Genomic DNA, 12525 nt, shown 5'->3' with positions numbered 1-12525 from the left:
GACGGCGGTCGCCCCCTCCCTCTCTTACCCGTCCGGGCGTCGGTTCTCCCCCCCCCCCCCCCCCCCCCCCGGGTCCCCCCCCCCCCCCCCCCCCCCCCCCCCCCGGCCGCCCGGCAGTTCCCGCCGCCGGTCGCAGAAGGGGCACACAGCCGGTGCGGCGCGACGCGCAGGTCCATCGCGATGTCCTGTCCCGGTCCGCCGCGCCTCGCACGCTGCCCGGCTCAGGCGATGTAGCGGGCGAGTGAGGTGACGACCGCGGCCGGGCGCCGTGACCCTTCGATCTCGATGGTGCTCTCCAGCCTCACCTGGACGGCCGCGTCCAGGCGTGCGGCCTCCGCGAGCCGCGCCGTGGCGCGGATGCGGGAGCCTTCGAGCACGGGCGTGACGAACCGGACGCGGTCCAGGCCGTAGTTGACCGCGAAGGAGACGTTGTCGACGCGGTAGAGCCGGGTGGTGAGTTCGGCGAGCAGCGACAGGGTCAGGTAGCCGTGGGCGACTGTCCGCCCGAAGGGACCGGAGGCCGCGCGGTCCGGGTCGACGTGGATCCACTGGTGGTCCCCGGTCACGTCGGCGAAGGCGTCGATGCGCTTCTGGTCGACCGCGATCCAGTCGCCGGCCCCCAGATCCTCGCCTTCGGAGTCGGCCAGATCCGTCAGGCCGTCGAAGATCCGCACGTGCCTCGTCCCTTCTGGTTGTCGTCCCGGCCGCTCCCCCGGCGCCGGTGCCGGGAGTCGTCGCCGGGCTGCCGCCGCGTGATCGTCCGGGAGTCGAACCGCCACCGGCCGTCCACGCGGCGGAACCGGTCGGCGTAGGTGTTGCGGGTGACGAGCAGGGCCCGCTCACCGGGGAACCGCTGGGTGACCTCGATGCCGCAGGTCCCGTACGCCTCGTCCCGCGAACGGCCGGGTGCCAGGCTGATGTCGTGCACGCGGTGCCGGGTGTGCGTGGCGCCGTCGTAGGTGAGGACGTTCTCCCGCATCCAGTCCTCGACGTCGGCGCCGGGCATTCCCATCCAGGTGCCGTCGCGGAAGAGGCGGGCGAAGCGCGCGAAGTCACCGGTGTCCACGCTGTCGCAGTACGCGGTGAGCAGGGCGGTGATCCGCCGGACGTCCTGGGCGTCGAGCGCCGGGCCCCGGGGTGTGGGGCCCGGCGCGTCGACCGGGTCGCGCCGGGTCACGAGGGCTGCTTCGCCAGTTCCTTGGGCTTGCCGCCGACGAACTGGAAGGCCACGAGCGACTTGCTGAATCCGTCGCGCCCGTCACCGAAGTTGATCAGCGAGCCGTCCTTGCCCGCGGCGCCCGCGAAGGGCGTGATCGCGTCGATCGCCTTGGCGAGCTTGTCCCCGTCGGTGTCGCCGTTGGTGGCGTCGAGCCCCTTCTTCAGGACGGTGAAGGCGTCCCAGGTGGCGCCCGCCTGCTCCGCCAGGCCCAGCGCGAGCGCGTCCGCGCTGCCGCCGTACTCGGTGGCGTACGCCTTGACGAAGTCCTGGTACTCCGGCTTGGACGGCTGCTGGTTGGCGAGCGTGTAGATCGCCGGGAGCTTGGTGTACGCGTCGCCGCCGATCTTCAGGGCGTCCGGCGCGATGAGCGAGCCGAAGCCGACGACGGGCACGTTGACCCCGGCCTCCGCCATCGTCTTGAGCATGAGTCCCGCGTCGGCCGCCGCGGAGCCGATGTGGACGACGGCGTCCGGGTGCTCGCCCTTCAGCTTGGTCACGGCCGAGGTCAGGTCGGTCGCGCCCAGCGTGTAGTGCACGGTGTCGCCCGGGTCCATGCCCGCCTGCTTCGCCTGGTCGACGATCGGCTTCCACAGCGTCGATCCGGTCGGGCCGTCGTCCGCGGTCACCACCGGGTGCTTGTAGCCGAGCGACTTGAGCAGGTCGATCATCTGGACCGGGTAGTCGCTCTGGTCGACGGTGGTGCGGAAGGTGTACTTCGCGCCGTCCATCAGGGCGGGTGAGATCGTCGAGGAGTTGATGAAGACGATCTTGCGCGGCTCGACGATCTTGCGGATCGCCAGTCCCTCGATGCTGGTGTAGCCGCCCATCATGACCCCGGCCTTGTCGACCGTGATGGCCCGCTGGGCGACCTTGGCCGACTCGTCGGCGGTGAGCTTGTCGTCGTAGACCTTGAGGGAGAGCTTCCGGCCGCCCGCGCCGCCGTCCGCGTTGATCGTCTTCACGGCCAGTTTGGCCGTGTTGACCATCTGCTCGGCCACTGCCGCGTTGCCGCTGGTGAGCGGGGCGGCGAAGCCGATGACCAGGGTCTTGCCGCCGCCACCGCCGGAGGTGCTGCCCCCGCCGTTGGAGCCGCAGGCGGCGAGCGACATCGTGGCGGCGAGCGCCAGGACGCCGACGCCGAAGAGGGATCTGTGCACAACAGGCTCCTTAACGAAGTGAAATGATGGATCGCCGGCGACGGCGCGTACGCGCGTCACGGGGAGGGTGGGCGGGCTCAGCCGCGAGCGGGCTCAGCCGGAGGTGCTCTCGGTCGGGGGCGGCCTCGGCCGGACCCGGCCTCGGTCGCGTGGCGCGGTCTCAGCCGGACGTGGCCTCGGTCGCGTGGCGCGGTCTCAGCCGGAGGTGGTCTCGGGCCGCCACTGGGGCAGGCCGATCCCGTCGGCGATCCGCAACTGATACGCCTGGACGCGCTGGCCGACGCGGACCTCGTCCACAGGGCAGTCGGTGATGTTCCCCATCATGCGCGGCCCCTCGTCGAGGTCGACCAGCGCGATCACGTACGGCGCGTCCTCGTCGAATCCGGGCATGCCCGCCTGCCGGACGACGGTGTAGGTGTAGACGGTGCCCCGCCCGCTCGCCGCCTCCCACTCGGGCGTCGCCGCACAGACGCGGCAGATCAGCCGCGGGTAGTGCTGCGTGGCGTGGCAGGACGGGCAGCGCTGGATCAGCAGCGTGCCTTCCTGGGCGGCGCGGAAGTAGGTGGCGCTGACCGGGTCAAGTTCGGGGACCGGCTTCGCCCAGGTGTCGGCCACGTCGATGACGTCGAGGGTCCCCTGTGGGCCGCGGATGTTCTCGGTTGCCATCTGCCTCATCTGCCTTTCCCGAGGATGGTGACGCCGATCGTGGAGAACCAGCCGCCGGAGCCGGCCGCGAGCGCCACCTCGCAGTCCGGAACCTGCACCTCACCGGCCTGGCCGCGCAGTTGTCTGACCGCCTCGATCAGCAGGAAGATCCCGCGCAGTCCCGGATGGCAGGCGGACAGGCCGCCGCCGTCGGTGTTGACGGGCAGCTTCCCGCCGAGCCGGAGGTTGCCCTCCTCGGCGAAGGGGCCGCCCTCGCCCGGCTCGCAGAAGCCCAGGCTCTCCAGCAGCAGGATGACCGTGATGGTGAAGCTGTCGTAGAGCATGGCCATGTCCACGTCGGCCGGGGTCAGTCCGGCGCGCGCGAAGGCGTCGGGGCCGGAGCGGGCTCCCGCCGTGGTGGTCACGTCCGGCGCCTGCGAGATGTTCCAGTGGTTCTGGCGGGCGGCCGTGCCCAGGATCGAGACGTACGGCTGCCTGAGGTCGCGGGCGCGCTCCTCGGTGGTGACGATGACGGCGCCGCCGCCGTCGGTGATCGCGCAGCAGTCGAACAGGTGCAGCGGGTCGGCGATCATCCGGGAGTCGAGGACGTCGTCCACGGTCAGCGGCTTGCGGTATATGGCCTGCGGATTGTGGGCCGCGTGTTCGCGGACCGCGACGGCGACGCTGGCGAGCTGTTCCGGCGTGGTGCCGTACTCGTACATGTGGCGCCGCGCGGCCATCGCGTACGCGGCGACCGTCGTCTTGCCGTACGGCTCCTCGTACGCCGCGCCGCCGACGGGCCTGCGGCCGTACGCCGTGCCGAGGCTCCGTCCCATCCGGGTCAGCAGGTCGCTGCCGTAGGTGAGGAGGATCGTGTCCGCCATGCCGGACCGGATCGCGGCCTCGGCGTGCTGGATCTGGAACTCGTAGGCCGATCCGCCGGTGTACGTGCCCTCGATCCACCGCGGGTCGAGGCCCAGGTACTCCGCGGTCTCGGGGAGGTCGACGCCGGGGACGCCGGGGATCCACGCCTCGGCGCAGCCGAAGCCGTCGATGTCGTCCTTGCGCAGGCCGGAGTCGGCCAGCGCGCGTTGCATCGCCTGGGCCTGGTGGCCGAGCGCGTCGAGATGGGGCGCCTTGGGACCGTCGGACAGTCCGACGGCGGCGATGACCGGGGTGCGGTCGGGGCGGGTCACGGCTCAACTCCTCCTGTTCGTCGTGGAGTTCGTGTGGCGCAGTTCGTGTTTCTGGATCTTGCCCGAGGCGGTTCTGGGCAGCTCGGGGAGCACCTGCCACGAGGTGGGGATCTTCTGCTTGGCGAGCTTGGCCCGGTCCAGGTACGCCGTCATCTCGCCGTCGCCCGGCCACTTCTGGCCCGCGGCGAGGGTGACGAAGGCGCCGACGACCTCGCCGAGCCGCGGGTCGGGCAGTCCGACCACGGCCGCCATGTCGACGGCCGGGTGCCGCTGGATGAGTTCCTCGATGTCGCGGGCGGAGAACTTCTCGCCCGCGCGGTTGATGATGTCCTTGGTACGGCCGGTGATGCGGACCAGACCGCGCGTGTCGACCCGGCCGAGGTCGCCGGTGTAGAACCAGCCCTCCTCGTCGAGCTGTTCGCGGGTGAGGGCCGGGTCGGTGTAGCCGATGAGGGCCTGCGGACCCCTGATCCGCAGTTCGCCCTCCGCGCCGGGCGGGAGCGGCCGGCGCTCGGCGTCGACGGCCTGGATCTCGCTGCCGGGGACGACGGCGCCGTCGTACTCGGCCCTGATGTCGAGCGGTTCGGTGGGGGCGACCCAGGAGACTCCCCCGCCGGTCTCCGTCATGCCGTAGCCGCGCAGCGCGGTGATCCCGACCTCGCCCGCCTCCCGGATCAGATCGGGTACGGTCGCCGCGCCGCCGGACATGAACACCGAGATCGGGTGGCCGGCGCCGATGCCCTCGCGGTGGGCCGCGACCAGGTCGTGGAGGAACACCGAGGCTGCGGTGGTGAAGGTGCACCGTTCGCGTTCGATGATCCGGGCCGCCTCCGCGCCGTTCCAGACCGGCATCACGACGATCTTGGCGCCCATGGACGCGGGCCAGACGACCCCGGCGTTGAAACCGGCCAGGTGGGACAGGGGCGAGGCGCAGAAGAAGACGTCCTTGGCGCTCAGCGACATGGTGTGCCGGATGCTGCGCGCGTTGGACACGAACCCCTGGCCCGTCAGCTCGACGCCCTTGGGCGCGGAGGTCGTCCCCGAGGTGTAGAGCATCAGGCAGCACCGGTCGGGTTCGAGCGGGTCGGGGAGCGAGACGGCGGGCCGCCGGTCGTCCCGGCCGGGGAAGGCGCGCCAGCCGGGCCGCGGCTCCTCCAGGTCCACGCAGAAGCGGGCAACCGGTCCCCAGGTGGCGCCCTCCAGGATGCCGTCCAGCTCCTCGGCGGGGCGCCTGCCGCGGTTCTCCGCGATCGAGATCACCGCGCGCGGCTTGCAGTCGTTGACGATGTGCGCCATCTCGTGCTCGCGGTAGATCGGCACGACCGGGACGTTGACCGCGCCGATCCGGAAGGCGGCGACCTGGCCCAGCAGCGCCTCCGCCAGATTCGGCAGCTGGATCATGACGCGGTCGCCGCGTACGACTCCCGCCTCGACCAAGTGCGCGGCGAGCACGTCGGCCCACGCGGCGAATTCGCCGTACGTCAGCCGAAGGTCGCCGATCACCAGGAATTCGCGGTCCGGGGTGCGCTCGGCGACGTCGAACACCCACCATCCGAGACGCTCGGAGGTCCAGTATCCGTGCTCGCGGTAGTACGCCTCGCGGTCGGTCCTCGTCGTCGGCGCGGGAGCAGCGGCCATGCTCTTTCCTCTCGTCGCGAACTGTGCGGACGGCGAAGCGGAGGCCGTTCACGGGAAGTGGTTAGCCATGTGTAACATCGTCTTAAACCGAGCGCAATGGATCGCGTCAATCTCTTTACCTGGCTAAGCAAATGTGTTTCAGTGCCTCCTGATCACGCTGTTCACGCTGATCACCCGGGGGCACATCTCGCGGACCGAGCCGCACGAGCACGGAGGAGAAGGGCGAGAAATGGACGAGCTGAAGGGGAAGGTCGCCGTCGTCACGGGGGCCGGCCAGGGCATCGGGCGCGCCGAGGCGCGGGCGCTCGCACGGGCGGGCGCGCATGTGGTGGTCAACGACGTGGGCCGTACGCCGGAGGGCCGGCCGGCCGCCGACGAGGCCGTCGAGGAGATCCGCGCGGCCGGGGGCAGCGCCGAGGCCAACGGGGACGACATCTCCACCTGGGACGGCGCGGAGCGGCTGATCGCCCAGGCGGCCGGCGTCCGGGGAAAGCTCGACTTCCTCGTCTGCAACGCGGGCATCATCCGGGACCGCACCATCGTCAACATCTCCGAGGCCGAGTGGGACGCGGTGATGGCCGTCCACCTCAAGGGCCACGCCGGTCCCCTGCACTTCGCCGCCGCCCACTGGAAGGCGCTGCACCAGGCGTCCGGCGAGCCGGTCGACGCCGCCGTGGTGACCACGTCCTCGGAGGCCGGGCTCTACGGCAATTTCGGGCAGGTCAACTACTCGGCCGCCAAGGCGGGCATCGTCGCCCTCACCCAGGTCGCGGCGCGCGAGCTGGCACGCTACGGCGTACGCGCCAACTCCATCTGCCCGCGCGCCCGGACCGGCATGACCGAAGGCGTCGTCGAGGGCATGGCGCCCGCCGAGGGCGCGGCCGACGAGTGGGACCCCGAGAGCGTCGCCGCGCTCACGGCCTTCCTCGGCTGCGCGCACTCCCGGGGGATCACCGGCCAGGTCTTCGTCGTCCACGGCCCGACGGTGTCCCGCATGCGGGAGTGGACGCCCGCCGACGAGATCACCGGGAGCACGGCGCTGCGGCTGGACGACATCATCGCCCGGCGGGACCGTCTCGGCTCGGTCCGGGACACGACCGTCGTGGACTTCGCCGAGGCGTCCGCGCGATCGGGCCGCGTGGCCGCGATCTGACCGTACGTCAGCCGCGTACGACGGTGGCCGGGCCCTCGGGGCCCGGCCACCTTTTCGCTGTCCGCGTCGTCAGTCCTCCACGATGATCGCCGCCGCCGGACACCCGGCCGCCGCCGCGTCCGCCGCGGGGCGGTCGGCGGCGCCGATCCGCTCCCGCAGCACGGCCACGGCCCCGTCGTCGTCCAGGCCGAAGACCGAGGGCGCCACCAGGACGCAGTTCCCCGCGCCCACGCAGGCGTCCGCGTCCGCGCTGACGGTGGCGGTGGCGGTGGCGGTGGCAGTGGCCGGGGCGGCCTCTTCGGCCGGGGCCACCACGGCGTTGAGCGGGCTGAACGAGCGCGGCATGTAGCCGCGGTAGCGCGCCGGTTCCGCGTCGCGGTCCCAGCGCAGCGTCCCGTAGCGGTCGAGCAACTGCGAGATCACCTCGACCTCCTCGCCGCGCGAGAGGGCGGCGCCGACGCAGTAGCGCGGGCCGACGTTGAACGCGACATGCGTCTTGAGATTGCCGCGGTCCAGGTCGACGGTCTCGGGGTGGTGGAACTGCCGGGGGTCCCGGTTCGCGGCCCCGTTGACCGGGTGCACCCGGTCGCCCTTGGCGATCAGCCGTCCCGCCACCTCCACGTCACGGGTCGCCACGCGCACCCGGAACTGCACGGGCGCCAGGTAGCGCAGCACCTCCTCGCCGAAGGCCACGATCTGCCGCTCGTCCCCGCGGATGCGGTCCTGCAACTCGGGGTGGTTCAGCAGCGTGTGGATGGCGTTCTTCAGGAAGTGCGCGGTGGTGTCGGTACCGGCGAAGAACAGCACCCGCGCCTGCGCCAAGATCTCCTCCTCGCCCCACTGCTCCAGCACGCCCTGCCCCTGCTCCCACAGCACCGAGATCAGGTCGTCGCGCGGCTCGTCCCGGCGCGCCCTGATGACCGGGAGCAGCACCTCGTTGAGGGCGGAGGCCGCGGCGGCCGCCTCCGCGTACGCCTCCTCGTCCTCGCCGAAGGTCTCGGTCCAGCGGAACATCGTGGAGTTCCAGCGACGGCACTTGGCCATCAACTCCTCGTCGCGCCAGTCGAGTCCGAGCAGCGCGGCGATGACGTCGCTGGGCACCACCGAGGCGAACTCGGCGGCGAGGTCGACATGGGTGCGCCCCTCGATCGCGTCGAGCCGGGCGCTCACCAGCTCCGCGATGAAGGCGGTGCGGTACTTGCGGACCGTCGTCGGCGTGAAGTGCTGGAGGAGGAAGTTGTGGACGCGGTGGTGCTGCTCGCCCTGGAGGAGCAGCACTCCCTTGGGTCCCCCGTAGACGTCCGCCGCGCCCTTGAGTTCGAAGTACGGGTGGGCGAAGAGATCCTCGTTGAGCTGGATGTACCGGCACTCCTCGTAGCCGACGACGATCCAGGCGTTCATGCCCTCGTCCCAGTGGACGGGACCGCGGGCTAGTCGGTCGGCGAAGAAGGGATACGGGTCTTGGTCGCGTGCTTCCTTCAGGCTCTCCATGGCGGGTTGGGCCTCCGAGGTGGATGGGGTCAGGCGCCGCCCGACGACGCCGGGCGGTGGGACACCAGAGCGGTGTCGACACCGGTGGGTCCGAGGTCGGCCGAGCCGCCGGGGTGGCCCAGCGGCTCGTCGCGCCCCGGAAGGGGTTCGAGGAAGAAGCGGGCGTTGTCCTCCACGAAGTCGGCCTGGCCCTCGGGTACTTCGTCGCGGTACTTGATGGCCGTGACGGGACAGACCGGCTCGCAGGCACCGCAGTCCACGCACTCGTCGGGGTGGATGTACGCCTTGCGCGAGCCCTCGTAGATGCAGTCGACCGGGCAGACCTCGACGCAGCTCCGGTCGAGCACGTCGATGCAGGCGCCGTGGATGACGTAGGCCATGGGAATGCCGACTTCCTGGTTGAGAGGGACAGTGGTGAACGCCCGCCGGTTCGGGCGGTGATGAACGGCTCCCGGTGCGGGCGGTGTTGGACGCCCGCCGGTTCGGGCGGTGGTGAACGGCCTGCGGTGCGCCCGGGGTTCGGGTGGTGGCGAACGGCCTCCGGTGCGCCCGGGGTTCGGGCGGTCGTGGGCGCCCGCGCGTCAGGCCGCGCCCCGGTCCGGCCGGTCGGCGTCCGCGGCGGCGACGTGCCGCAGGGTCTCCCAGTCGGGGATCTTGGTACGCGCCCGGCCGAGGTTCCGGCCGCGGCTCTCCTCCTCCGCGTCGATCGACAGCCAGCCGTCGTACGTGACGGGCCTGACGCCGCGCTCGGCGAGCACCCGGTCGACCTCGTCGGGCCCGGCGCCGCGGGGCGGCCGGGCCGCCAGGTCCGCGACGAGACCGGCCACCGTGTCGGCGGCGCAGGCCCGGTTCGTGCCGACGACCCCGGACGGCCCGCGTTTGGCCCACCCGGCGACGTAGTGACCGTCGAGCGCCCGGCCGTCGGGGCCCAGCACCCGGCCGGCGTCGTGCGGGACGCGGCCCAGGTCCTCGTCGAACGGCAGGGCGCCGACCTGTGTGCTGTGGTAGCCGACCGACCGGACGACCATGCCGGCCGTGAGATCGGTGACCTCGCCGGTCGCCACGACCGCGCCGTCGGCCTCCCGCGTCCTTTCCAGGCGCACGGCGGTGACGGCGCCGCCGTCGCCCAACAGCTCCACGGGGCGGGACCAGAAGTGGAAGCGCAGGGTGCGCCGGACGGCGGGCACCTCACGGGAGGCGAGGTCGGCGAAGACCTTGAGGTTGGCCGCGGTCAGCGGGTCCTGCGACCCGGCGGGCAGCAGCCCGGCGTCCAACTCGGTCGCGACATCGTGGAGTTCGAGCAGTTCACGCAGTTCTTTCGCGGTGAACTTCGCGTGCTCCGGCCCGCGGCGGCAGACGAGGTGGACGTCGCGGACACGGCTGTGCGCGAGCCGGTCCAGGACGTGCGGCGGCATGTCGGTCCGCGCCAGGTCCGCCGCCGACTTCACCAGCAGGCGCGCCACGTCGAGCGCCACATTGCCCGCGCCGACGACGGCCACCGACTCCGCCTCCAGCGGGAAGGACTCCCCCGCGCGGGCGTGGTCGGGATGGCCGCTGTACCAGGCGACGAAGTCGGTGGCCGAGCAGACCCCGGCCAGCTCCTCCCCCGGTACGGCGAGCCTGCGGCCGACGGAGGCGCCGGTCGCGAACACCACCGCGTCGTACAGCTCCGCGAGTTCCCGCGTCGTCACGTCGCGGCCGACGTGGACGTCACCGAGAAAGCGGACCCCGTCGCGTTCGAGCACCTTCCGCAGGGCGACCACGATGGACTTGATCCTCGGGTGGTCGGGCGCGACGCCGTACCGCACCAGGCCGTACGGCGTGGGCAGCCGGTCGTAGACGTCGACCGACACATCGAGCGCGCCGCGCACGAGAGCGTCGGTCGCGTAGACGCCCGCCGGTCCCGAACCGACGACGGCGACACGGTAAGGGTTCATCTGCTCCTCATCCCCACCATTACTTAGCCATGTGTACTTAACCAGGCGAAGCAATACGTGTCAACGGTCACACCACGGGTCGTTTCAGAGGGTTCGCGGCGCGGACGCGACGACCGCGCGCGTGGCGTCCGCCGCCCGCCGCGCCACCTCGGACGTCGGCCGCGACCGCAGCGCGTCGCAGTAGACCTCGACCGAGAACGGCGCCTCGACGCCCGGCCGGTCGAGGGCCGCCACGAACGCGCGCAGGTCGAAGTCGCCTTCGCCGGGCAGGACCCGGTGGTGGACGGCGTCGACCATGCGGTCGGGGTCGACCGGCGGCACCGGGCCGTCGTTGAACTGCACCATGAACACGCGCTCCGGCGGCGCCGTACGCAGCAGCCCCAGGTCCGGGTCACCGCGGAAGAAGTGCCAACTGTCCACGCACAGACCGCCGTTGCCACGGTCCGCCCCGGCCACGACGGCCAGCCCGGACGCCAGGTCGGGGATGCTGCTGTACGGCACGAATTCCAGCGCCACCCTCAGCCCGTGCGCCGCCGCCCGGTCGCACAACTCCCCGAAGGCGTCCACCACTTCAGGTCCGACCGGCCGGGCGTCGAAGGTGCCGACGGTCTGCGCGAAGGGCACCCCGAAGGTGTCGGCCAGGTGGAAGGCGGTCCTCTCCAGCTCCGGGTCGGCGTAGACCAGACCAGGACGGCCGGCGACACCCGCCGGTCGGCCCAGCGCGCCGTGGAAGCCGAACAGCACCTCGACCTCGTTGATCCGCACGTCCCACTCGGCGAGCACCGCGGCGAGGTCGCGGTCCTTCCACCCCCGCGCGAGCAGGTCCCGGTAGTACGGGATCGCGAGCCCGATCCCCTCGTACCCGGCCCGGCGGGCCGCGGCGACACGGTCGGGGAACGACGCGTCACGCACGGTGCCCCAGGCCAGGACCAGCCGGGGCTCGCGCGCCGCGGGCGGCGCGTTCACCCGGCGGCTCCCGTCAGGTCGGGCAGCACGCGGCGCTCGACCAGCGTCCGCAGCGCGTCGCGGAAGGTCGCCTCGGTGTCGTGGACCCGGGTGTAGCCGGCCTGTTTCACCTTGACCGTGCTGACGAGCGCGGGCGGCGGCATCGTCGTCAGGCCGTATCCGAAGGTGTAGTCGGCGTACTGATGCGACCGGCCGAGGACGTCGAGCAGGGAGAGCGGGCGGAGCCCGTGCTTGGTCACGATGTCCTGCCAGACCCCGGCCAGCCGGGGCAGCTCCTCGGTCAGACTCATCGGACGGGGCGGCGCGCACGGCACGCCCATCGCGTCGGCCAGGGACGGCCAGAGCTCCTGCCAGGAGAACACCTCGCCGTTCGTCAGGTTGAAGTGCTCGCCCCGAGCCGCGGGCGAGGTCGCCGCCCACACCAGGGCGCCCGCGACCAGCCGCGCGTCCACCACCTGGCGGACCGGGTGGACGGTGCCGCCGGGGAAGCCGAACGGGATGCCCGTCGCGGCACTGAGCGCGGCGAAGGCGCCGATCACCGGCGGTGTGCAGTAGGAGACGCCGTACGCCGGTCCCACGACCTGGACCGGCCGCAGAATGGTCCAGTCGAACGCGTGGCGGTCGGCCAGCTCCCTGAGCAGGTCCTCCTGGCGCCAGTAGAAGTTCTCGTGGTCGTCGCGCGGCGCCCGCTCCCGCGCCGGGACCGGGATCGGGTGCAGGTGGGCGCCGTACGCCTTCGTCCCCTGCATGACGGTGGCGTGCCGCAGCGCGCGCCCCTCGGCCAGCGGCCCGAGGACGTTGCCGAGCATCGCCTCGTTGGTCGCCATCTGCCGCGGGTCGGACCACCCGGCGACCAGGTCCGGTTTTTCGTACGCCGCCGCGTAGACCAGGTGGGTCGGCCGGGGTGCCAGCGCGGCGACGGCCTCGCGGGTCGCGGACCCGTCCGTGAGGTCCACCGGCACGTGCCGGCACCGTACGGATCCGTCCGCCTCGGGCGGGCGTCGTGAGAAGGCGACCACGTCCCACCCCTCGGCGGCGAAGGCGGTGATCGCCGCGGCCCCTATGAGCCCGCTGGCCCCGGCCACCAGCACTCGTCCAGCACTCATCTCGTCTCCTTGACGAT

12 protein-coding genes are annotated in these 12525 nt (G+C 72.2%); 1 reads left to right on the top strand and 11 read right to left on the bottom strand.

Going from position 1 to position 12525, the window contains the following annotated elements:
- Positions 1–221 precede the first annotated feature (221 nt).
- The 6 genes from ACZ37P_RS10355 to ACZ37P_RS10330 form a co-directional block, all read right to left on the bottom strand.
- Positions 222–674 (bottom strand): MaoC family dehydratase, encoded by a 453-nt coding sequence (locus ACZ37P_RS10355; RefSeq protein WP_467345983.1) that lies wholly within the window; start codon positions 672–674, stop codon positions 222–224.
- Positions 653–1177, bottom strand: a complete 525-nt coding sequence (locus ACZ37P_RS10350) for a nuclear transport factor 2 family protein (RefSeq protein ID WP_467345981.1) — start codon at positions 1175–1177, stop codon at positions 653–655. Before ACZ37P_RS10350 ends, ACZ37P_RS10355 begins: the two co-directional genes overlap by 22 nt.
- Positions 1174–2376, bottom strand: coding sequence for an ABC transporter substrate-binding protein (locus ACZ37P_RS10345; RefSeq protein WP_355342412.1), 1203 nt, complete (start codon positions 2374–2376; stop codon positions 1174–1176). Before ACZ37P_RS10345 ends, ACZ37P_RS10350 begins: the two co-directional genes overlap by 4 nt.
- Before the next feature lie 195 nt (positions 2377–2571).
- Entirely contained in the window at positions 2572–3051 is a 480-nt protein-coding gene (locus ACZ37P_RS10340; RefSeq protein WP_467345980.1) for a Zn-ribbon domain-containing OB-fold protein, read from the bottom strand.
- Positions 3048–4217 carry an acetyl-CoA acetyltransferase gene (locus ACZ37P_RS10335; RefSeq protein ID WP_467345979.1) on the bottom strand — a complete coding sequence of 390 codons (1170 nt, stop codon included), beginning with the start codon at positions 4215–4217 and terminating at the stop codon, positions 3048–3050. Before ACZ37P_RS10335 ends, ACZ37P_RS10340 begins: the two co-directional genes overlap by 4 nt.
- A 3-nt stretch (positions 4218–4220) precedes the next feature.
- The gene (locus tag ACZ37P_RS10330; RefSeq protein ID WP_467345978.1) at positions 4221–5855 is read right to left on the bottom strand and encodes a class I adenylate-forming enzyme family protein; all 1635 of its coding nucleotides are present in this window, start codon (positions 5853–5855) and stop codon (positions 4221–4223) included.
- Positions 5856–6084: 229 nt separating this feature from the next.
- Here ACZ37P_RS10330 and ACZ37P_RS10325 point away from each other — a divergent pair, with 229 nt between their 5' ends.
- Positions 6085–7008, top strand: a complete 924-nt coding sequence (locus tag ACZ37P_RS10325) for an SDR family NAD(P)-dependent oxidoreductase (protein WP_391163039.1) — start codon at positions 6085–6087, stop codon at positions 7006–7008.
- 69 nt (positions 7009–7077) lie between these two features.
- Here the strand turns inward: ACZ37P_RS10325 and ACZ37P_RS10320 are convergent, their stop codons facing one another.
- From ACZ37P_RS10320 to ACZ37P_RS10300, 5 genes are all read right to left on the bottom strand, one after another.
- Entirely contained in the window at positions 7078–8499 is a 1422-nt protein-coding gene (locus ACZ37P_RS10320; RefSeq protein ID WP_467345977.1) for a cytochrome P450, read from the bottom strand.
- Between the two features lie 29 nt (positions 8500–8528).
- Positions 8529–8879: a ferredoxin gene (gene fdxA, locus ACZ37P_RS10315; protein WP_355342430.1), complete on the bottom strand. Its 351-nt coding sequence runs from the start codon at positions 8877–8879 to the stop codon at positions 8529–8531.
- Between the two features lie 201 nt (positions 8880–9080).
- The gene (locus ACZ37P_RS10310) at positions 9081–10436 is read right to left on the bottom strand and encodes an FAD-dependent oxidoreductase (RefSeq protein WP_467345976.1); all 1356 of its coding nucleotides are present in this window, start codon (positions 10434–10436) and stop codon (positions 9081–9083) included.
- Between the two features lie 84 nt (positions 10437–10520).
- Positions 10521–11402 (bottom strand): sugar phosphate isomerase/epimerase family protein, encoded by an 882-nt coding sequence (locus ACZ37P_RS10305; RefSeq protein WP_467345974.1) that lies wholly within the window; start codon positions 11400–11402, stop codon positions 10521–10523.
- Positions 11399–12508 (bottom strand): NAD-dependent epimerase/dehydratase family protein, encoded by a 1110-nt coding sequence (locus ACZ37P_RS10300; protein WP_467345973.1) that lies wholly within the window; start codon positions 12506–12508, stop codon positions 11399–11401. Before ACZ37P_RS10300 ends, ACZ37P_RS10305 begins: the two co-directional genes overlap by 4 nt.
- Between the last annotated feature and the right edge of the window lie 17 nt (positions 12509–12525).

The organism is Streptomyces sp. NPDC024632 (assembly GCF_055559175.1).
The sequence above is the reverse complement of the archived record's forward strand: the minus strand, read 5'-3'. Positions and strand labels throughout refer to the sequence as shown.

What these genes read in the sequence shown, in the direction of transcription:
- ACZ37P_RS10340 (WP_467345980.1), bottom strand. Translation starts at nt 3,051, where the DNA reads ATGAGGCAGATGGCAACCGAGAACATCCGCGGCCCACAGGGGACCCTC.
- ACZ37P_RS10330 (WP_467345978.1), bottom strand. Translation starts at nt 5,855, where the DNA reads ATGGCCGCTGCTCCCGCGCCGACGACGAGGACCGACCGCGAGGCGTAC.
- ACZ37P_RS10325 (WP_391163039.1), top strand. Translation starts at nt 6,085, where the DNA reads ATGGACGAGCTGAAGGGGAAGGTCGCCGTCGTCACGGGGGCCGGCCAG.
- ACZ37P_RS10320 (WP_467345977.1), bottom strand. Translation starts at nt 8,499, where the DNA reads ATGGAGAGCCTGAAGGAAGCACGCGACCAAGACCCGTATCCCTTCTTC.
- fdxA (WP_355342430.1), bottom strand. Translation starts at nt 8,879, where the DNA reads ATGGCCTACGTCATCCACGGCGCCTGCATCGACGTGCTCGACCGGAGC.
- ACZ37P_RS10310 (WP_467345976.1), bottom strand. Translation starts at nt 10,436, where the DNA reads ATGAACCCTTACCGTGTCGCCGTCGTCGGTTCGGGACCGGCGGGCGTC.
- ACZ37P_RS10300 (WP_467345973.1), bottom strand. Translation starts at nt 12,508, where the DNA reads ATGAGTGCTGGACGAGTGCTGGTGGCCGGGGCCAGCGGGCTCATAGGG.